Raw genomic sequence first — 20,162 nt, forward strand, 5'->3', positions numbered from 1 at the left:
TTATTGTTTTACCAGTACACACACTGCATTCGCCTGCCCGCGCCAGGCCCGCCCGTCGAGTGGATGGTCGGCCGCGCTAAACGGCGGCTCAACCCGCCATTCCCCTTCCGGCAGGGAGAAATCACATTCCTGCGGCGTGGCATTGATCAACAGTAGCCAGCGTTCGGAAAGCTGGATTTGCAACTGGTGTGCTCCCTGTTCCCATTCGTACGGCGTTAATGCCTCTCCCTGCGCATTCAGCCACCGCACGTCGTCCTCGCCGTCGCGCCACCAGCGCCCCCGCTGCAACGCAGGGATAGACCGGCGCAGACGGATCAGCCCGGAAGTAAAAGCGAGCAACGCGTCATCCGCCTGATCCCAATGCAGCCAGGCCAGCGCGTTGTCCTGACAGTAGGCGTTGTTGTTGCCCTGCTGGCTGTTGCCGAATTCATCGCCCGCCAGCAGCATCGGCGTGCCCAGCGACAGCAGCAGCGTGGTCAGCAACGCCTGCTGACTGACGCGCCGCCGCGCCTGCGTCGCCTCATCCGCCTCCAGCCCCTCGGTCCCGTGGTTGAAACTGAAATTGCTGTTGGTGCCGTCCCGGTTTTGCTCCCCGTTGGCGTCGTTGTGCTTGTGGTTGAAACACACCAGATCGCGCAGGGTGAAACCGTCATGAGAGGTCAGCATGTTGACCGACGCCCACGGCTGCCGGCTGCCGCGCTCAAACACCTCGCTGGAGGCGGCGAAACGGCGGGCCAGCACCCCGACGGGGAGATCGCCATGCAGCCAGAAACGGCGCATATCGTCGCGGAAACGGTCGTTCCATTCCGCGAACGGCGCCGGGAATTGCCCCAGTTGGTAACCGCCGGGGCCGATGTCCCAGGGTTCGGCAATCAGTTTGCAGTCGCGCAGCGAGCGGTGATTGCGCAGCGCCGTAAAGAACGGGGCGGTAGAGGAAAAATCCGGCAGGCGTCCCAGAATCGTCGCCAGATCAAAACGAAAACCATCCACATGGCAGACCTCGTGCCAGAACGTCAGGCACTCAATCACCCAATGCAGCACCGCCGGGTGCTCAAGCCGCAGCACGTTGCCGCACCCCGCCCAGTTGTGATAATCGCCACGCTCCGTCAGCCAGTAGTAGCTGACGTTATCAATACCGCGCAGCGTCAGGGTCGGGCCGTCCACATCCAGCTCCGCGCTATGGTTGAACACCACATCCAGAATCACCTCGATGCCGGCCTGATGCAACGCACGCACCGCGTCGCGGAACTCGTTGAGCGGGTCGTCGCTCGCCGCCAGGCTGCTGTCCACCGCAAACGGCAACAGCGTGTTGTAGCCCCAGTAATTACGCAGTCCCATTGATTGCAGACGCGGCTCGTCGGCATGCTGCTGGATAGGCATCAGCTCCAGCGCGGTCACGCCCAGTTGCGTCAGATAATCCAGCATCACCGGGTGAGCCAGCGCGGCATAGGTGCCGCGTATCGCCGCCGGAATGCCGGGGTGTCGCCGGGTCAAGCCGCGCACGTGGGCTTCGTACAGCACCGTTTGCCCCCAGGGGATGCGCGGCAACCGGTCGCCCTGCCAGTCGTAATCTTCGTCCACCACCACGCTGCGCGGCATCACCTCGGCGGTGTCGGAAAGGTCGGGCTGGTCGTAGCCGCCGTGCAACCGCTCGTCATCCACCACCCAGCCGTCCATCTGCCGGGCGCAAGGGTCAAGCAACAGCTTATTGGCGTTGAAACGCAGCCCGCGCTGAGGCTCGAACGCGCCATCGACGCGATAGCCGTAGCACAAGCCCGGCTGGGCGTCCGGCAGATAACCGTGCCAGATATCGCCAGTGCGGGCCGTCAGCGGCAAACGCTGCTCCCGCAGGCCGTCAAAAATACACAATTCCACCCGCGACGCCCCGGATGAGAACAAAGCGAAATTCACGCCTTCGCCATCGAAATGAGAGCCTAATGGTCGCGGGCGGCCCGCCAGCAGTTCAGCCATTACGCCTCCTTCACCAGATATAAGGTGGAGAGCGGCGGCAGCGTCAGCACCAGCGACTGCGGCCGGGAATGGCTACCCACCGTTTCGCTGCACACCAGTCCCTGATTGCCAAGGTTACTGCCGTGGTAATGCCAGGAGTCGGTATTAAGCACCTCGCGCCAGGACCCCGGCTGATTGATGCCGACGCGATATCCGTCCCGAGGCACCGGCGTAAAGTTGCTGATAATCAGCATTTCGTTGCCGTCGGCATCACGCCGGATAAAGGCGAACACCGAGTTTTCCCGGTCGTCCACCACCACCCATTCGAAGCCCTGATGCAGGTAGTCGCACTGATAGAGCGGCGGATGCTGGCGGTAACAGTGGTTGAGGTCGCGCACCAGTTGCTGCACCCCGGCGTGCCAGCCTTCCGTCTCATCCAGCAGATGCCAGTCCAGACTGGTGTCATGGTTCCACTCCCGCCCCTGCGCAAATTCACTGCCCATGAACAGCAGTTTCTTGCCGGGGTACGCCCACATGAAACCGTAGTAGGCGCGCAGGTTGGCGAACTTCTGCCAGGCGTCGCCGGGCATCCGGTCCAGCAGCGAACGCTTGCCGTGCACGACCTCGTCATGCGACAGCGGCAGCACGAAGTTTTCGCTATAGGCGTACAACATGCCGAAGGTCAACAGGTCGTGGTGGTATTTGCGGTGTACCGGGTCCAGTTGCATGTAGGCCAGCGAGTCATGCATCCAGCCCATGTTCCACTTGTAATGGAAACCCAGCCCGCCATGCTCCGGCGGCAGCGTCACCCCGGCGTAATCGGTGGATTCTTCGGCGATGGTGACCGCGCCGGCATGATGCTGCCCCAGCATCTGATTGGTGTAGCGCAGGAAGCCGATCGCCTCCAGATTCTCCTTGCCGCCGAAGTAGTTCGGCACCCATTCCCCGTCGCGGCGGCTGTAATCGCGGTAAATCATCGAGGCCACCGCGTCTACCCGCAGCCCGTCGACGCCAAAGCGTTCCGTCCAGTACAGCGCGTTGCCCGCCAGATAGTTGCGAACTTCGTGGCGATCAAAGTTATAAATCAGCGTGTTCCAGTCCTGGTGGTAGCCTTCTTTCGGGTCGGCGTATTCGTACAGCGCGGTGCCGTCAAAACGCGCCAGGCCGTAGCTGTCCGCCGGGAAATGGCCGGATACCCAGTCCAACAGCACATTGATGCCCGCCTCATGAAAGGCCGACACCAGATAACGGAAGTCGTCCGGCGAACCGAAACGACGGGTGGGCGCGTATAGCCCCAGCGGCTGGTAGCCCCAGCTGCCGTCAAACGGGTGCTCATGCACCGGCATCAGTTCAACGTGGGTAAATCCCATTTCTTTCACGTACGGCACCAGTTGGTCCGCCAGTTCGCGGTAGCTGAGCCAGAAATTATTGTCGGTGTGCCGCCGCCATGACCCTAAATGCACCTCGTAAATGGAAATCGGCGATTGCAGATCGTTGGCGTGTTGCCGCGCTTCATCCACCGGCAACGTGGGCGGCAGACGGCTGACCACCGACGCGGTATCCGGGCGCATCTGAGACTCGAACGCATAGGGGTCGGATTTCACCAGCACGTTGCCGTAACAGTCGATAATCTCGAACTTGTACAGCTGACCCGGCCCAACGCCCGGCACAAACAGCTCCCACACGCCGTTTTCACGCCGCAGACGCATCGGATGGCGGCGGCCGTCCCAGAAATTGAAATCGCCCACCACCGACACCCGCTGGGCATTCGGCGCCCAGACGGCAAAACAGGTGCCATCGACGCCATCCAGCGTAGCCGGATGCGCGCCCAGCGTTTCAAACGGCCGCAAATGGCGCCCTTCCGCCAGCAGCCAGATATCCAGCTCCTGCAACAGCGTGCCAAAACGATAAGGGTCATCGATAACCTGCGTATCCTGCTGCCAGGTCACCGCCAGCCGATAGCTGAACGGCTTTTTGCGGCGGGGCAGCACCGACGAGAAAAAACCGCGCGGGTCCCGGCATTGCAGGTCCGCCACTTTACGTCCGCTGTGTGCGTCCACCACGTGCACATCGCTGGCATCGGGAAGCAGCGCGCGCACTTCCAGCCCCGAGGCGGTGTCGTGCATACCCAATACCGCAAAAGGATCGGCGTAATGGCCGGAAAAAAGGAGATTAATAATGTTCTGATCAGAAAACCCTGACATGGCATCCATCCTCTGAATTAACCATCTGAATAAGTTAAGCATGTTAAAGAGACAGATCATTTCTTCGGCATTCTTGCGGATAAGGAAATGCCCTGCGTCAATAACAGAAAAGGAACCAGCCTGACCCCATAAAAAAGAAAACTCACCTGAACAGAAAATACCTCGCGGCACTCGCTGAGCCTGCGAAGCATTTTTCAGACAAACCTAAGATTCAGCTTAGTCAAGAAAAGAGAAAACATTTGAGATTATGGATAAATTTTTGCGCCAAAGACTTATAAGAAAAAATAATTAATCATAGTGTTAGCGAATGTTGATCCTGTCCGGAGATTGTTCGACCGCGACGGGTAAAATCGGATGCATCAACAGGGAGGTGTACTGCTTATGATAAGCCAAATCGATCTGATTCTGTCATTGCTGCAACAAACATGCGTCTATCTGGTCATTGCCTATCTATTGAGCAAAACTCCGCTGTTTATTCCGCTGACGCAGGTCACCATCCGCCTGCCGCATAAACTGATCTGCTACCTGACCTTCTCGATGTTCTGCATCCTCGGCACCTATTTTGGCCTGCATATCGACGACTCCATCGCCAATACCCGCGCCATCGGCGCGCTGCTGGGCGGCGTACTGGGCGGGCCGTCGGTGGGCGTGCTGGTCGGGTTGACCGGCGGTTTGCATCGCTATTCCCTCGGCGGCATGACCGCGCTGGCCTGTATGGTTTCCACCATCGCGGAAGGGCTGGCCGGCGGCCTGCTGCACCGCTACCTGACCCGCCGCCATCGCGTCGATCTGCTGTTCCAGCCGCTGGTCATCGCCGCCGTCACCCTGCTGGTGGAAGTGTTGCAGATGAGCATCATCCTGCTGTTGTCGCGGCCATTTGGCGACGCGCTGACGTTGGTCAAAAGCATCGCGCTGCCGATGATCATCACCAACAGCGTCGGAGCGGCGATGTTCATGCGCATTCTGCTGGACCGACGGGCAATGTTCGAGAAATACACGTCGGCGTTTTCCGCCCGAGCGTTGCAGATTGCCGCCCGCGCCGAAGGGGCGCTGCGGGAAGGGTTTAATCCGAGAACCAGCATGCGGGTGGCGCGCATACTGTATGAAGAGTTGGGCGTCGGCGCGGTCGCCATCACCGATCGGGAAAAATTGCTGGCGTTCGTCGGTACCGGCGACGATCACCACACGGCCGGTTCGCTGATCACCTCGCCGTTCACCCATCAGGCCATCGACCACAATCAGGTGGTGTACGCCGACGGCAACGAAGCGCCCTTCAACTGTTCCATCTCGCCGCACTGTAAGCTTGGGTCCACGCTGGTGATCCCGCTGCGCGGCGAAGAGCAGCGGGTGATCGGCACCATCAAGCTGTATGAACCGAAAAACAAGCTGTTCTCCAGCATCAACCGGACGCTGGGAGAAGGCATCGGTCACCTGCTGTCGGCCCAGATTTTTGCCGGCCGCTTCGAGCAACAGAAACAACTGCTCGCGCAGTCCGAAATCAAGCTGCTGCACGCGCAGGTCAACCCGCACTTCCTGTTCAACGCCCTTAATACCCTGTCGGCGATTATTCGCCGCAACCCGGATCAGGCGCGTCAGTTGGTGCTATCGCTATCCACCTTCTTTCGCAAAAACCTCAAGCGCAGCAGCGACGAAGTGGCTCTCAGCGATGAGCTGGAGCATGTCGGCGCCTACCTTGAAATCGAAAAGGCGCGTTTCGCCAACCTGCTGACGGTGGACATCGCCATTCCGCCGTCGCTCAGGGCCGCCAGGCTACCGGCCTTTTCCCTGCAACCATTGGTGGAAAACGCCATCAAGCATGGCATTTCCCAAATGCTGGACAACGGCCATCTGCGCATTAACGCTCGCACCCACGCCAACATGCTGGAGCTGACGGTGGAGGATAACGCCGGCACCTATCACCCGCGCAACGGCGGCGACGGTCTGGGTATGAATCTGGTGGATCGGCGCATCAAAGCGCGTTACGGCCATCACTACGGCATCACCGTCACCAGCGAGCCGGAACGCTTTACCCGCGTGCGGGTACGAGTGCCGCTGCGGGTGGGATAAATTCGCGACGAGTCGGGTTGTGGTCGCTATAGCGTAGCGGTTTATACCCTAAATAATTCGAGTTGCAGGAAGGCGGCAACCGAGTGAATCCCCAGGAGCTTACATAAGTAAGTGACAGGGGTGAGTGACAAATTGGCAAAGCCAATTTGAACGCTGCGAGCAGCGGCCCCGAAGGGGCGAGGTCCATGAATTGGCGAGGCCGATGTAATGCGCGCCAACGCACCTGCAACTTGAAGTATGACGGGTATAGGTGCCAATAAAAAACGGCTTCCCTTGTGGGGGAAGCCGCTCTCAGGCAAACCTGGGTATCACATCAACTTAACTGCTCCGGCTAACGCCATCCTCGCTATCGTAAGCGATGATTACCCGGGGAATTACAGCCCTACAACGTTTTCAGCGGAAGGACCTTTCGGGCCGTTGCCGATAACGAATTCAACTTTCTGGCCTTCGTACAGAGTCTTGAAGCTATCGCTCTGAATGGCGGAGAAGTGAACGAACACGTCTTTGCTGCCGTCAGCCGGAGTGATGAAGCCAAAACCTTTAGTTTCGTTAAACCATTTTACTGAACCAGTCATTTTATTAGACATTATATTACCTCGTAATTTTTTCCAGCCCGTTAGAGGGCAATATAGGTCTGCATTGCAGGAAATACTTATGAGCAAGAAAAAAAGAGATTCAGGGGAAGTGATATCGAGGATAACGCTTGGACTGAGGACTGCTTTAGTAAAATGCTTTGCATAAATAGGTCTGACTAACAAACCGTGGCGTCATTAACGCATTCATCCGGAACGAATGCAAGCGTTATGTATTATCGCGAGATGTAAATATTTTATATTTATTATAATTCATGAAGTTAATGAATCCCGATAGGTTATTTCTTCAGCGCCGCCGGCTTCAAGGCAGAAGCTAAAGCGCAGGATGTTCTGCCAACGCCACGCCACAACCTGCGGCTAAACCCCACCAGATCGCTGATTATTTGTGCTTTGCCGGTTCCGCCCCATTGGCGGCATTATCCATCGGAATCAGGTTCAATCGGCCGTGACGCACGCCGGTCTGGGCGATGACCGACGCGGCGAACTGTTCCACCCGCTCGGTCGGCCCGCGCAGAATCACGGTTTCCACGCACTCGTCATGGCTCAGGTGGGTATGCATGGTGGATACGGTGAGGTGATGATGTTCATGCTGCATGCCGGCCAGCCGGCTCGACAGTTGACGCTCATGATGGTCGTACACATAGCTCAGCACCGCCACACACTCCGCGTTTTTATCCTGCGCCACCGTCATTTCGCCCAGCTCACGCCGCAGCATGTCACGAAACGCTTCCGACCGGTTGGCATAGCCTTTACGCAGCATCAGCGCATCCAGCGCTTCGGCCAGCGGGTCATCCAGAGAAATCGTCAGTCGTTGCATGTCGGCCTCACAGAAAAGCGAAAAAAATCCCCGGCGACGGTGCCGCGCGGGTCGCCCTCATTATGCCGCGCGCCGCAACGGTGATCGTGACGCAGCGCAATATGGCGCATGAATCTACAGAGCGCAACGGGCGAGATGGTGGAGAAAAGCAGACGCCAAGGCGAGGCGCGCCGTGCTGGCGCGCCTCGTATGGCAATGATTACAGCAGGATGCGCAGCATGCGGCGCAGCGGTTCGGCAGCGCCCCACAACAGTTGGTCGCCGACGGTAAAGGCGGACAGGTACTGCGGGCCCATGTTCAGTTTGCGCAGACGGCCCACCGGCGTGGACAGCGTACCGGTCACGGCGGCCGGGGTCAGCTCGCGCATGGTGATCTCGCGGTCGTTCGGCACCACTTTCACCCAGTCATTGTGGGTTGCCAGCATCTGCTCGATTTCCGGAATCGACACATCTTTCTTCAGTTTCAGCGTGAAAGCCTGGCTGTGGCAGCGCAACGCGCCGATACGCACGCACAGACCGTCCACCGGAATAGTGCTGGCGGTGTTCAGAATCTTGTTGGTTTCCGCCTGACCTTTCCACTCTTCGCGGCTTTGGCCGTTTTCCAGCTGTTTGTCGATCCACGGAATCAGGCTGCCGGCCAGCGGCACGCCGAAGTTTTCCACATCCAGACCGCCGCGCGACAGCGCCGTCACTTTGCGCTCGATATCCAGAATGGCGGAAGCCGGGTCGCGCAGTTCAGCAGCCACTTCGGCGTTCAGTTGGCCCATCTGCACCAGCAGTTCGCGCATGTTGCGCGCGCCCGCGCCGGATGCCGCCTGATAAGTGGCGACAGACGCCCACTCCACCAGATCGTTGGCGAACAGGCCGCCCAGCGACATCAGCATCAGGCTGACGGTACAGTTGCCGCCGACGAAGGTTTTGATGCCTTTATCCAGACCGGACTTGATCACGCCGTGGTTGACCGGGTCCAGGATAATAATCGCGTCATCTTTCATTCGCAGAGACGATGCTGCGTCGATCCAGTATCCTTGCCAGCCACTTTCACGCAGCTTTGGATAGATTTCGTTGGTATAATCGCCGCCCTGACAGGTGATGATGATATCCAGCGCGCGCAGCGCTTCCAGATTGTAGGCATCCTGCAGGACACCCTGCTGGCCGCCCAGCGCCGGCGCCGGTTGGCCGTGCTGAGAGGTAGAGAAGAATACCGGGCGGATTAAATCAAAGTCGCGTTCTTCCACCATGCGCTGCATGAGTACCGAACCGACCATACCGCGCCAGCCAATAAAACCAACATTTTTCATGGTAACCGTCCTGCCTGGGGGTGACAAAAAGCAATCCGACTGCCGTTCAGGCAGGGAGCATAAGTTTAAAGTGATGACTGTCAACCTTACAAAATGTATCAGAAGTCGCAAGTGAATTTATTCGATGACTCAGGCGTTTTCAGCAACACGCCTAATGTGTCTGACAGAAGGCTGGGGATGAGAGGAGCTTACCGCCACCATGACTGAAATGATCTCGGCAACCGTACTGTTGCTGTTAATTATGGATCCGCTCGGCAATCTGCCGGTGTTCATGTCCGTATTGAAGCACCTGGATCCCAAACGGCGGCGCGTGGTGCTGATTAGGGAAATGATCATCGCGCTGGGGGTGATGCTGGTATTCCTGTTCGCCGGCGAGAAGATTCTGGCGATATTGAACCTGCGCACGGAAACCGTCTCCATTTCCGGCGGTATCGTGCTGTTTTTGATCGCCATCCGCATGATTTTCCCGACGCAGGAAGGCTTTACCAGCGGTCTGCCCGCCGGCGACGAGCCGTTTCTGGTGCCGCTGGCTATCCCGATGGTGGCCGGGCCGTCGATTCTGGCCGCGCTGATGCTGCTCTCGCACCAGTACCCGAATCAAATGCCGCACCTGACGCTGGCGCTGTTCATCGCCTGGGGTATCACGGTGGTCGTGCTGCTGCTGTCGAACCTGTTCCTGCGCCTGTTGGGCGACAAGGGCGTCAACGCGCTGGAACGGTTGATGGGATTGGTGCTGGTCATGCTTTCCACCCAAATGTTCCTTGATGGCATTCGGGCCTATCTGAAACTGTAACCGCAGATTCTCTCAGTCTCCCTGCCGAAGCGGAGACTGAGAGCAAACCGCTACATCCAACCTACGTTCATCACACCACGTAACTCAGCAACAGAGTGCCTACCAAACCGCACACCGCGATAATGGTTTCCAGCGCCGACCACGACTTGAGCGTTTCCGGAATGCTCAGGTTGAAATACTCTTTGAACAGCCAGAAACCGGGGTCGTTAACGTGGGAGAAAATCACGCTGCCGGAACCGACCGCGATCACCATCAGTTCCGGGCTGACGCCGCTGGTGGCAATAATCGGCGCCACAATCCCGCCCGCGGTCAGCGCGGCCACCGTAGCGGACCCCAGCGCCAGGCGCAGCACGGCGGCGATAAGCCAACCCAGCAGCAGCGGCGACACGCTGCTACCGTGCATCATCCCGGCGATGTATTTGTCTACGCCGCTGTCGACCAGCACCTGTTTAAACGCGCCGCCGCCGCCGAGGATCAGCAACATCATGGCGATGATTTTAATCGAGTCGGTAATGGTGCCCATCACCTCATCCATGCTGCGGCCACGGTTCAGGCCGAAGGTGAAAATAGCGATCAGCACCGCAATCAGGGTCGCCATCACCGGATCGCCGAAGAACTCGGCATACGGCAACAACGCGTGTCCCTTCGGTAATACCATTTCCGCCACGGCGCGCAGCGCCATCAGAATCACCGGCACCAGCGCGGTCATCACGCTGACGACAAAGCTCGGCATCTCCTGCTCGGTGAACTGCTTCGGGTTATACAGCCCTTCCGGAATCGGCTTGTCGATTTTCTTCAGGAAACGGGCGTAAACCGGACCGGCCAGAATCACCGTCGGGATCCCCAGCAGTGTGCCGTACAGCAGGGTTTTGCCCATGTCGGCGTGGAACAGCGAAGCAATCGCGGTCGGCCCCGGATGCGGCGGCAGGAAGCCGTGGGTGACGGACAACGCCGCCGCCATCGGCACGCCGGCATACAGCAGCGGAATACGGGCCGACGCCACGATGCTGAACACCAGCGGCAACAGCAGCACGAAACCCACTTCGTAGAACAGCGCGAAACCGACGGTAAAGCCGGTCAGCACAATCGCCCACTGGATATGCTTGCGACCGAAGCGATTAATCAGCGTGGTGGCGATACGCTGCGCGCCGCCGCAGTCCGCCAGCAGTTTCCCCAGCATAGCGCCAAAGCCCATGATCAAGGCCAGCGTGCCCAGCGTGCCGCCCACCCCGTTCTTGATGGACGTCATCACCTTCTGCACCGGCATTCCCTGCATGATGCCCACGGCCAGGGCAACCAGAATCAGTGCAATAAAGCCGTTCAGTTTAAAGCGGATCATCAGCACCAACAGCAGTGCGACACCCACAGCGACAATCACGAGTGGCATAACGATCTCCGGCAACCCCTGCCTGCGCGAGTCGGGCAACGACAGGGGGGATTTTCTTGTGTTTTGCGAATTCTCCCGGTGTTTCGGGCGTGCCTTCGCTACAGTAGAGTCAGGCGTTCGGGTAGCGCTTAACCCGTGTGATATACATCACAACGCACGATGTTACCGGTATCATGATACCGGTAACATGTTAAAGTCTGAAACCGGTACGAAGCATTTAATTTACAGTTTGGGATAGAGATCAAATTATGTCAGGACAAAGTATTATTCTGATGGGGGTTTCCGGCAGCGGGAAATCCAGCGTGGGCGCCCGGCTGGCACGGGAAATCAACGCCAAATTCATCGACGGCGACGATCTGCATCCCAGAGCCAACATCCAGAAAATGGCCAGCGGTCAGCCGCTCAACGACGACGACCGCGCCCCCTGGCTGGAGCGCCTGAACGACGCCGCCTACAGCCTGCTGCATAAAAATGAAACCGGCATTATCGTCTGTTCCGCGCTGAAAAAGCGCTACCGTGATCGGCTGCGCGAAGGCAACGACGGCATGGTGTTCCTGTATCTGAAAGGCAGTTTCGAGGTGATTCTGCAGCGTCATCAGGCGCGCGCCGGGCATTTTATGCCGACCGGATTGCTGCAAAGCCAGTTTGATGCGCTGGAAGAACCGGGCGAGACGGAAACCGATGTCATCACCGTCGATATCAACGGCCCGATGGATCAGGTCGTGGAGCGGTGCGCCGCGGCGTTACGCGCGCACCCATCACGCTGAAAGCACCGGCCTAGACGCTCTCTCCCACCTGCAGGGTAAAGCCGACGTCCACGCTGGCCGTCGGCAACGTTTCCCCATGCAGACGCGCCAGCAGCTGCGCGGCGCCGACTTCGCCAATGCGCTTACGCGGCGTCAGTACGCTGGTCAGCCGCGGCACCGTGGTCTGGCCGATATCGTGACCGTGGAAACCGGCGATGCCCATCTGTTCGGGAACGCGCACCCCTTGCCGCTGGCACTCGAACATGGCGCCGATAGCCAGGTCATCGTTGGTGCAGAACAGGCTGTCCACCTGCGGGTATTCCGCCTGCGCCCGGCGCAACAGCTCTCCGCCCAGCGTATAGGACGACGGGCTTTCGCTCATCACGCTGTAGCTGGCAAGGCCGGCTTCGGCCATCGCCTGCGCGTAACCTTGCTGTTTCATCAGCGTGCGCTCGTCCTGACGCGCGCCGAGATACACCACGTGGCGGCGGCCGCGCGCGATCATGTAGCGCGTCATCTGGCGCGCGGCGTCCACGTTATCGAACCCCACCGCCATATCGAGACAGGGCGACACGGAATCCATCAACTCCACTACCGGGATCCCGGCCACGGCGATCATCTGACGGGTCCGAGCGGTATGATTGCGCTCGGCAAGGATCAGCCCGTCAATGTTGTAGGCCAGCAGCGACATCAAACGTCGCTCTTCCATTTCCGGCTGATAGCCGTAATGCGCCAGCATGGTTTGATATCCTTGCGCTTCCGCCACTTTTTCGATGCCGCGCAACACCTCGGCGAACACCTGGTTGGTAAGCGACGGCAACAGCACGCCGATCGCCCGGCTGGTGGAATTGGCGAGAATGTGCGGCGTTCGGTTGGGAATGTACCCCAGTTCATCCAGTACGGCGGCGATTTTGCCTCTCAGCGCCGCGGACACCTGCTCGGGGTTGCGCAAATAGCGGCTGACCGTCATTTTGGTCACCCCGACCCGGTCGGCGACATCCTGAAGTACCGGCCTTTTTTTCTTTATCATCCGTTGACATCCCCGTGGCTGAAAACGCCGATTGTACTAAAGAAATGGTTAGCAGAATATGTACTTGAACACAGGTTATAAAATCGGGCACGGTGCGATCGCGTAAATAACACCCATCATATTATTTTGATTTTTATTGTTTGTTGGTTATTAATTACAAATAACAATGAATATATATACCCAAAACAGAGACCCATGAAATGGGCCGAGTAACGCAGCCAACGCACCTGCAACTTGAAGTATGATGGGTATATCGCTAATAAATGACGACTTCTATATTAATAAAAAACCGGCAATAAATGATTTTTTATTATAAATAGCCTCGCACATTAATGTTACATTCTTGTCCACGTCATAAAAGCAAGCTGGAAATGTTCCATAATTTCATGCAGAGACGGGCTATTTCAGAACCGTGCCTTCGGGACGGCGGGCTGAAAAGAGCGCAACACTCGTCTTCTGCGATAAAAGGTCTACCGTATTATTTCATTTATGGGTATATACCCTAAATAATTCGAGTTGCAGAAAGGCGGCAACCGAGTGAATCCCCAGGAGCTTACTCAAGCAAGTGACTGGGGTGAACGACAACTCTGCCGGGAGCAGAGTTGAACGCTGCTGGCAGCGGCCCCGAAGGGGCGAGGCCCAAGGATGGGCCGAGTAACGCAGCCAACGCACCGGCAACTTGAAGTATGACGGGTATAAAGAGAGAATTATCGGGCGGCACCGGCTCCTGATGCTTCACCTTCACATAGTAGTCAGCACTGTTTTTGAATTAGCGTCTTCAATTAATTAAACGTTCTACAAACCAAATACCTGTATATACCCAAAATAATTCGAGTTACAGGCAGACGTTGTTGCACAGCGCAAACGCCTGACGCACAGGAGCAAAGAGTATGAATAATATTCCTACAATTGGATCGTACACGGTGGCAGATCCACAATCAGGACAGAGTTGGCGGGTGACGCACAGCACGGCGGAACAACAGGTCGATAATAGCGGGGCTGTCGCGGACGAAGTAAAAATTGAACGTCAGGATGTCAATATCAGCGCAGAAGCCCTCAGTAAATATCAGGCATATATTGACGCGCGAAAATCGGGTGACGCGACGTCTAATCAGGTGACTATCTCGGAAGGAATCGCGCTTCAGGTGCCTGATGCGCTCAGCGAGGAAGAATATACCAAGTTGATGACGCCGACGGATACCTGGGCCGAGCGGATGAAAATAGTGGACCAGGCGACGCTCAACCTGCGTTCGGCGGCTGCTCAGATTGAGCCGACGTATATGTCTTTTCTGGAACAACTCGGCAAAGATAACCCGGATTTAAAGGGAGCCACTTTCGGTTTCAGCGTGAGTAAGTACAACAGGATCGTAGTGACCGGCGCACAAGGGCTGAACCAGGAACAGATTCAGCGGTTGGAACAGGCGCTTAATTCATCCCGTGAGCTGGTGGATCAGGCGAATAAACTGGCCGATGCCCAAATCGCGCTCTTCGAGGCTGAAAGTCCTAACGCCGTGATCTCCTTTAACCGGGACAACTACGCCCAAACCATCGATATCGGCGCAGAACTCCTGAGCAGAAATCGTGCCCGTTACGCCCCTCGTGACGGCTCGGCGAATGATGTCCATCAGAAAAACTGGGACAACAACTGGCGGCAACAGCTGGCGCGTAAGGGAACACCGATTAATTAACTATCAGGAGCATAAGGCCATCAGCAGATCGGGCTGCCTCAACCACAGGCGGTTTGGTCGCGGAGGCTGGGCCTCCGTTGTACTATGCGAGCTGGGGCGAATTGTGGCAAACCAAGGCGATCCGGCATGGGATCGCCTTGGTAAACGCCGCCGCCGTCATTTTACCGGCGGCAGGTCAAACAGCAGGATTTCGCTATCTTCGCTGGCGCGCACGGTGATGGAATCCTCATCCCAGATAGCCAGCGCGTCGCTGGCGTTGGCCAGTTGACCGTTGATCTCAATGGCGCCGCGCACTACCTGAATCCACAGGTGGCGCCCCTGCTGGGCCTGATAGCTCGACGCTTCCTGCGACTTCAGCGCCCAGCGCCACAGCGTCATGTCCTGAAACACCTTCAGCGACCCGTCGCGGGCATCCGGCGACAACACCAATTGGCGGCCCTGCGGCGCATCAAAACGGCGCTGCTCGTAACGCGGCGTCAGGCCGGTTTTTTCCGGGATCACCCAGATCTGGTACAGGTGCAGCAATTTGTCCTGACTGGCGTTGTACTCCGAGTGACGGATCCCGGTGCCGGCGCTCATGATCTGGAACTCGCCCGCCGGGATCTGCTCTTTGTTGCCCATGCTGTCCTGATGTTCCACCGTACCTTCCAGCACATAGGTGAGAATTTCCATATCCCGGTGCGGGTGGGTTCCAAAACCCTGGCCGCCCTCAATACGGTCTTCATTGATCACCCGCAGCGCGGAGAAGCCCATGAAATCAGGGTCGTAGTAATCAGCGAATGAAAAAGTATGCCAGCTGTCGAGCCAGCCGTGGTTAGCATGACCGCGATCTTGTGCTTTGCGTAAATAAATCATGTGACGTTCCTCCAACGTTTTTTTTCAGTCTAGCGGCCGCCGGAGAATAAGAAAGCCGAAAAAACTCACCGCTCTGTTCAAAAAATTTCCGGGAGAAATTTTTAACGTCGTGCAACGACGGCCCGAAGGGTGGCGGCCAGGGATGGCCCGCCATAAAAAATTTCCGGGAGAAATTTCAACGTCGCACAACGACAAAAAAATTGGAAACCAGGCTCCTAAAAATTCAGGATAAAAAAAAGCCAGCACCCGAGCTGGCTAAGTAATACTGGAAGCAATGTGAGCAATGTCGTGCCTTCACAGCAAAACCGCGATGAGTCACAAGGATGGATTCATTAGGCTTTCCCGGAACGCATGGCAATAATAATCATTATCATTTGCATCTGTAAAGCGTTTTTTTGTTCAACTCAAAGAAAAATCATGCCTGAGAAGGCCAGCCCGCCTGACATTCCGTGCATTTCACCACAGGCATACAAGATTATTTTTTCAGAATCAAATGGTTAACATTTAACCATGTGTAATGCGCGGGAATAGAAAAACGGCCGCCCTCTCCCGGAAAAAAACAGAGAGGGCGGACCCACTAGAACCATTTACGCCGGCAGCGCTTTAGCCAGTAAGCTGAAGGGATGTTCGCAGGGTTTGCCGGTGGACATTTCAATCTGCCATTTGCAGGTTTCGCAATCCGTGATCACCAGATCGGCGCCGCTCGCGTCAATCTGCCGGAACAACGGCGCGCCAATCCCCTGCGCGGTATCGTAGTTTTCCTTCTTGAAACCATAGGTCCCGGCGATGCCGCAACACTGGGAATCCAGCACCTGCAACTCCAGCCCTGGAATCCGCCGCAGCAGTTCGAGGGTATACGCGGTCCACCCCATACGCTCCAGATGGCAAGGGGTGTGATACACCACCCGCAGCGGCAAAGGCTGCAACGGCAGCGTCCGACCCTGCTCCAGCAAGCGATAAAGGTGACGGGTCGCCAGTTCGATGCCGTCGCGCACATGGTGATTGTCCAGCCCCAGCAGATGGGGATATTCATCGCGCAGCGTAAAAGTGCAACTGGACGAGGTGGCGATGACCGGCAGCCCCCGGCTGTTGATGGCGTCATCCAGCGAAGCCAGGTTGAAACGCGCCTGCTTGCGCGCCTTGTCGAGAAAACGGTTGGCGATCAGCGCCACGCCGCAGCACTTCTCTTTGGTCAGCAACTGCACCCCGACCCCCATCGCGTTAAACACACGAATCAGATCGCGCCCCAGCTGCGGGTGGTTGTAGTTGACGTAGCAGCCGTGGAAATAGGCTACCTGTTCGGCAAATTGCAACTGATGCGCCGCCTGCTGGCGATACCAGCGACGAAAAGTGCCGTGGGAATAGCGCGGCAACTGGCGGCGATGGTCGATTTTCAACGCCTTATCCAGCAGTTGGCGCATCGGTTTTAACCCGGTGAGGGTGTTCACCAGCGGTGCAAACGGCGTGGCGACGGAGCCCATCAGATCCGTGTGGCTGAGAATGGCGTCGCGCAGCGTCGGGCGATGCTGGCTATGGCTGGCTTTGGCGCGCTGGATGATGTCGCCGATGTGAACATCCGACGGGCAGGCCACCTCGCACCGCTTGCAGTTGGTGCAATACTTCAGCGCTTCATCAAACAACGCCGGGTCTTTACGCCGCAGCCGTTCGCCATCCGGTCCTGCCTGTTTCGGCCCCGGATAGAGCGGATTGACGCGCGCCACCGGGCAGGCGGTGGTGCAGACGGTGCATTTGATGCAGTTTTCGAAACTGGTGTCAGACCGGCTCATCACGAATTCTCCCTTACGATCATCTCGGCGGCGTACAACGCGGTCAGCAGCGACACCCCGCCGCCGCACCCCTGACGCAACGGGTCATACCCGCGTAATACCGAACCAATCGCGTACAAACGGGGCTGGACACGGCCGCTGATAGCCGGGTGCAGGCATTCATCCACGATTACCCCGAATTGCAGGTACGGCTGAGCGGCGAACAGATTCGGCCGGCTCCAGTCCTCATGCGCGGGCAGGAAATCCACGTCCAGCCCGAACACCGGTTCCACCACCCGATCGCGCTCGGCCACCAGACCGTTACTGAAAAAACTGCCGCTTGCCAGCACCACGTGACCGGCACGCAGCGGTATCTCGCCGTGGCTGCGGGTATACAGCGCCACGCCGTCTTCTTGCGGCTGTGCTGACAACACCCGGTCCCCCGGCATCACGGTGCCGCCGGTCTGACGAAAGCGGCCCAACAGCGCCTGATGCAACTGCATGCCCGGCAACGACGGCGGCAACGTCGCCAGCAGTCCCACCGGTTTACCCAGCGCGGCATTTAGCCGCGCCTGCGCGTCCGGCCCGATACAAGCGGGTAGTATCACCGCGTCATTACCGTTCGATCGCGTCAGCAGCTCTTCCGCCAGCGCCGCCACGCCCGCCGGGGTATCCAGCACCCGGGCAAGATTCAGCGAGCGAAACTCGCTGGGGTTTTGCCGCAACGTATCCAGCAACGGCAAGTGCAGATCGTCGGCGCGGGCGGCAATCCCCTGCGCTTGCAGTTCCCCGGCCACCAGCCGGGATTGAAAATCCATAAAACCGTCGATACCGGCGACCAGCGGCTGACGCCACGCCGGCGACCCCGGCAAGCCGCGCGTCACGCTATCCGACGGGCTCAGCCAGCATGGGTGCCATTTGCCCAACGGCGTAAGACGCTGATGATTGCCCTCACTTCCTCCCCGCAGCCACAGCCCGCAGCGCGCCAGCAGCGCTTCGGCGTCCGGCGCCAGCTGGCTTACGCGCGCCTTACCCATCAGGGTATAAGGATGATGCGGCGCCTGCGCCGCCAGCGCATCCAGCGCCGCCAACGGCTGGTCGACCGCCGTGCCGTCCGGCAGCGTCGCCAGCAGATCCAGCGCGCCGGACGCAAAGGTCAGCGCGCTTTGCCCGACGCTGACCACGGCGCAGCGTTTACCCTGCTCCTGCAGGCGAATGCCGCAGGCTAACCCGGCCAGCCCGCCGCCAATTATCACCACGTCATAACGCATCGCTATTCTCCTGCTCCCGGCTTTCGGTCAGCCCGCACAGCCCCTGATAAATCCAGCTGGTAAATTCGCTTTCCCGCAGCGTGTGCCCCCACGCGATGGGGCGCATGCCTTTCCAGCGCTCGTTGAGAAACTGGCTCAGTTGCGACACCGCCTGATGCGGCGTGGACTGTCCCAGCCGGCACAACAGACCGGCCGCGCGACAGGCGCACAGTTCCCCCTGACAGGTGCCCATGCCGACGCGGGTACGGCGGCGCAGGTCAGTCAGGTTGTTGACCTGCAGCGACTCCACCGCATAACGCACCTCGCCCGCCGTCACCGCTTCGCATTCGCACACCAGACTGCTGTCCACCCGCTGGCCGGACACCAGCGGCGCGGCGCGATGCCCGTGGCGATAAATCGCAGAACCGCGCAACGGCGCCGACAGCGTCGATGCGGCCTGCGGCGTGTCCGGATTCGGCGTTTCCGACCCCGGCAACGGCCGTGACGCGGTGGCGCATTCGGCCCGGTGGCCGAGCTTTTCGCATACTTTGTCCGTCACCCATTCCGCCATAAGCCGGTAGGTCATCAGCTTGCCGCCGGTGATGGTGACAAACCCTTCCAGCCCGTCCCGACTGGCGTGGTCCAGCAGCACAATGCCGCGGCTGACGCTGCGCCCGGACGGGTCGTTGTCGCTCGCCACCAGCGGCCGCACCCCGGCGTAGGCACGCAGAATGCGGGTTTGCGCCAGTTGCGGCGCCAGCAGGCTGCCTTCGCGGATCAGGGTATCGACTTCCGCCGGGGTAACGGTCATGTGGTCTATTTGGTCATAGTCGATGCGGGTCGAGGTGGTGCCAATCAGCGAAATGGTGTCGCCCGGCACCAGAATGTCGGCATCCGCCGGTTTACGGCAGCGGTTGATCACCCGGTTGTTGATACGGTGCCCCAGAATCAGCAGCGCACCCTTGGCTGGAAACATGCGCACAGTCAGATCGGCGTACTCAGCGATGCGCTGCCCCCAGATGCCGCCCGCGTTCACCACCACCTGCGCATAAATTTCGCTGGCGACATGGCGTTTGTGGTCGAAAACGCGCACGCCGGTGACACGATCGCCCTGGCGAATCAACCCGATCACTTCGTGGTAGGTCAGCACTTCCGCGCCATGTTCGCAGGCGTCGATCATATTGGCGGCGGTCAGCCGGAACGGATCCACGGTACCGTCCGGCACCTTGACTGCGCCGATCAAGGCCGGATTGGCGGCCGGCTCCAGCCGCAGCGCCTCCTGCGGATCGATCGCCTGCGCCGGGATCCCCGCCTGCCGGCAGGCGGCGACAAACCGCGCCTGATAGTCGAGGTCATCCTGCGGTAACGTCAGAAACAGGCCGTCGGTCGGCTCAATGCAGTGGCGGGCGATGCGTCGCAATATCTGGTTTTCTTCAATGCATTCACGAGCGGACTCCGCATCGGTGACCGCATAGCGCGCCCCGCTGTGCAACAACCCATGATTACGACCGGTGGCGCCGGTGGCGATGTCGTGCCGTTCCAGCAGCAGGCACCGCAAGCCGCGCAGCGCGCAGTCGCGGGCGGTCCCCGCGCCGGTGGCGCCGCCGCCGATAATCACCACATCCGTTTCACGCCGCAAACCGTTGTTTGCCATTACCGTCCCACCTCAATCCGGATCATGTCTGTGTGTAGTGGGACATAAACCGTCGCTGCAAT

The 20,162-nt window shown here is 58.7% G+C and carries 15 protein-coding genes; 4 read left to right on the plus strand and 11 right to left on the minus strand.

Annotated features, from left to right (window positions below; translation table 11 throughout):
• A complete protein-coding gene (glgX, locus tag DXX3274_RS20480) occupies nt 1-1,971 on the minus strand; it encodes a glycogen debranching protein GlgX (RefSeq protein WP_042861402.1) in 1,971 nt (656 codons plus the stop codon).
• The gene (glgB, locus tag DXX3274_RS20485) at nt 1,971-4,154 is read right to left on the minus strand and encodes a 1,4-alpha-glucan branching protein GlgB (RefSeq protein ID WP_042861404.1); all 2,184 of its coding nucleotides are present in this window, start codon (nt 4,152-4,154) and stop codon (nt 1,971-1,973) included. Before glgB ends, glgX begins: the two co-directional genes overlap by 1 nt.
• Before the next feature lie 381 nt (nt 4,155-4,535).
• Between glgB and DXX3274_RS20490 the strand changes: the two genes are divergently transcribed.
• Nucleotides 4,536-6,221 (plus strand): sensor histidine kinase, encoded by a 1,686-nt coding sequence (locus DXX3274_RS20490; RefSeq protein ID WP_042861407.1) that lies wholly within the window; start codon nt 4,536-4,538, stop codon nt 6,219-6,221.
• Nucleotides 6,222-6,595: 374 nt separating this feature from the next.
• On the opposite strand, the gene DXX3274_RS20495 is transcribed toward DXX3274_RS20490, so the two are convergent.
• From DXX3274_RS20495 to asd, 3 genes are all read right to left on the minus strand, one after another.
• Nucleotides 6,596-6,808, minus strand: coding sequence for a cold shock domain-containing protein (locus DXX3274_RS20495; protein WP_013319797.1), 213 nt, complete (start codon nt 6,806-6,808; stop codon nt 6,596-6,598).
• A 385-nt stretch (nt 6,809-7,193) separates the two neighbouring features.
• Nucleotides 7,194-7,631 (minus strand): nickel-responsive transcriptional regulator NikR, encoded by a 438-nt coding sequence (gene nikR, locus DXX3274_RS20500; protein ID WP_042861411.1) that lies wholly within the window; start codon nt 7,629-7,631, stop codon nt 7,194-7,196.
• A gap of 199 nt (nt 7,632-7,830) precedes the next feature.
• The gene (gene asd / locus DXX3274_RS20505; RefSeq protein WP_038664817.1) at nt 7,831-8,931 is read right to left on the minus strand and encodes an aspartate-semialdehyde dehydrogenase; all 1,101 of its coding nucleotides are present in this window, start codon (nt 8,929-8,931) and stop codon (nt 7,831-7,833) included.
• Nucleotides 8,932-9,130: 199 nt separating this feature from the next.
• Between asd and DXX3274_RS20510 the strand changes: the two genes are divergently transcribed.
• Complete coding sequence (locus tag DXX3274_RS20510; protein ID WP_012768001.1) at nt 9,131-9,724, plus strand: YhgN family NAAT transporter; 594 nt, start codon at nt 9,131-9,133, stop codon at nt 9,722-9,724.
• Between the two features lie 70 nt (nt 9,725-9,794).
• On the opposite strand, the gene gntT is transcribed toward DXX3274_RS20510, so the two are convergent.
• Nucleotides 9,795-11,111 carry a gluconate transporter gene (gene gntT / locus DXX3274_RS20515; RefSeq protein ID WP_042861413.1) on the minus strand — a complete coding sequence of 439 codons (1,317 nt, stop codon included), beginning with the start codon at nt 11,109-11,111 and terminating at the stop codon, nt 9,795-9,797.
• A gap of 248 nt (nt 11,112-11,359) precedes the next feature.
• Between gntT and DXX3274_RS20520 the strand changes: the two genes are divergently transcribed.
• The gene (locus DXX3274_RS20520; protein ID WP_033569420.1) at nt 11,360-11,878 is read left to right on the plus strand and encodes a gluconokinase; all 519 of its coding nucleotides are present in this window, start codon (nt 11,360-11,362) and stop codon (nt 11,876-11,878) included.
• A gap of 10 nt (nt 11,879-11,888) precedes the next feature.
• Here DXX3274_RS20520 and gntR read toward each other — a convergent pair whose 3' ends face one another.
• Nucleotides 11,889-12,887, minus strand: coding sequence for a gluconate operon transcriptional repressor GntR (gene gntR / locus DXX3274_RS20525; RefSeq protein WP_071603999.1), 999 nt, complete (start codon nt 12,885-12,887; stop codon nt 11,889-11,891).
• An 890-nt stretch (nt 12,888-13,777) separates the two neighbouring features.
• Here gntR and DXX3274_RS20530 point away from each other — a divergent pair.
• A complete protein-coding gene (locus DXX3274_RS20530; protein WP_152495286.1) occupies nt 13,778-14,575 on the plus strand; it encodes a hypothetical protein in 798 nt (265 codons plus the stop codon).
• Between the two features lie 156 nt (nt 14,576-14,731).
• Here the strand turns inward: DXX3274_RS20530 and DXX3274_RS20535 are convergent, their stop codons facing one another.
• From DXX3274_RS20535 to glpA, 4 genes are all read right to left on the minus strand, one after another.
• Nucleotides 14,732-15,430, minus strand: a complete 699-nt coding sequence (locus DXX3274_RS20535; RefSeq protein WP_038664801.1) for a pirin family protein — start codon at nt 15,428-15,430, stop codon at nt 14,732-14,734.
• A 587-nt stretch (nt 15,431-16,017) separates the two neighbouring features.
• Complete coding sequence (gene glpC / locus DXX3274_RS20540; RefSeq protein ID WP_042861415.1) at nt 16,018-17,217, minus strand: anaerobic glycerol-3-phosphate dehydrogenase subunit GlpC; 1,200 nt, start codon at nt 17,215-17,217, stop codon at nt 16,018-16,020.
• On the minus strand, nt 17,217-18,467 hold the full coding sequence (gene glpB, locus DXX3274_RS20545) for a glycerol-3-phosphate dehydrogenase subunit GlpB (RefSeq protein ID WP_042861416.1): 1,251 nt from the start codon (nt 18,465-18,467) through the stop codon (nt 17,217-17,219). Before glpB ends, glpC begins: the two co-directional genes overlap by 1 nt.
• Nucleotides 18,457-20,100, minus strand: coding sequence for an anaerobic glycerol-3-phosphate dehydrogenase subunit A (gene glpA, locus DXX3274_RS20550; RefSeq protein WP_042861417.1), 1,644 nt, complete (start codon nt 20,098-20,100; stop codon nt 18,457-18,459). The genes glpB and glpA overlap by 11 nt, the downstream gene beginning before the upstream one ends.
• Between the last annotated feature and the right edge of the window lie 62 nt (nt 20,101-20,162).

The organism is Dickeya sp. NCPPB 3274 (assembly GCF_000406205.1).
GTDB classification, from domain to species: Bacteria; Pseudomonadota; Gammaproteobacteria; order Enterobacterales; family Enterobacteriaceae; genus Dickeya; species Dickeya fangzhongdai.

What these genes read in the sequence shown, in the direction of transcription:
- gntT (WP_042861413.1), bottom strand. Translation starts at nt 11,111, where the DNA reads ATGCCACTCGTGATTGTCGCTGTGGGTGTCGCACTGCTGTTGGTGCTG.
- DXX3274_RS20520 (WP_033569420.1), top strand. Translation starts at nt 11,360, where the DNA reads ATGTCAGGACAAAGTATTATTCTGATGGGGGTTTCCGGCAGCGGGAAA.
- gntR (WP_071603999.1), bottom strand. Translation starts at nt 12,887, where the DNA reads ATGATAAAGAAAAAAAGGCCGGTACTTCAGGATGTCGCCGACCGGGTC.
- glpC (WP_042861415.1), bottom strand. Translation starts at nt 17,217, where the DNA reads ATGAGCCGGTCTGACACCAGTTTCGAAAACTGCATCAAATGCACCGTC.
- DXX3274_RS20495 (WP_013319797.1), bottom strand. Translation starts at nt 6,808, where the DNA reads ATGTCTAATAAAATGACTGGTTCAGTAAAATGGTTTAACGAAACTAAA.
- glpA (WP_042861417.1), bottom strand. Translation starts at nt 20,100, where the DNA reads ATGGCAAACAACGGTTTGCGGCGTGAAACGGATGTGGTGATTATCGGC.
- nikR (WP_042861411.1), bottom strand. Translation starts at nt 7,631, where the DNA reads ATGCAACGACTGACGATTTCTCTGGATGACCCGCTGGCCGAAGCGCTG.
- glpB (WP_042861416.1), bottom strand. Translation starts at nt 18,467, where the DNA reads ATGCGTTATGACGTGGTGATAATTGGCGGCGGGCTGGCCGGGTTAGCC.
- DXX3274_RS20530 (WP_152495286.1), top strand. Translation starts at nt 13,778, where the DNA reads ATGAATAATATTCCTACAATTGGATCGTACACGGTGGCAGATCCACAA.
- DXX3274_RS20535 (WP_038664801.1), bottom strand. Translation starts at nt 15,430, where the DNA reads ATGATTTATTTACGCAAAGCACAAGATCGCGGTCATGCTAACCACGGC.
- glgB (WP_042861404.1), bottom strand. Translation starts at nt 4,154, where the DNA reads ATGTCAGGGTTTTCTGATCAGAACATTATTAATCTCCTTTTTTCCGGC.
- glgX (WP_042861402.1), bottom strand. Translation starts at nt 1,971, where the DNA reads ATGGCTGAACTGCTGGCGGGCCGCCCGCGACCATTAGGCTCTCATTTC.
- DXX3274_RS20510 (WP_012768001.1), top strand. Translation starts at nt 9,131, where the DNA reads ATGACTGAAATGATCTCGGCAACCGTACTGTTGCTGTTAATTATGGAT.
- DXX3274_RS20490 (WP_042861407.1), top strand. Translation starts at nt 4,536, where the DNA reads ATGATAAGCCAAATCGATCTGATTCTGTCATTGCTGCAACAAACATGC.
- asd (WP_038664817.1), bottom strand. Translation starts at nt 8,931, where the DNA reads ATGAAAAATGTTGGTTTTATTGGCTGGCGCGGTATGGTCGGTTCGGTA.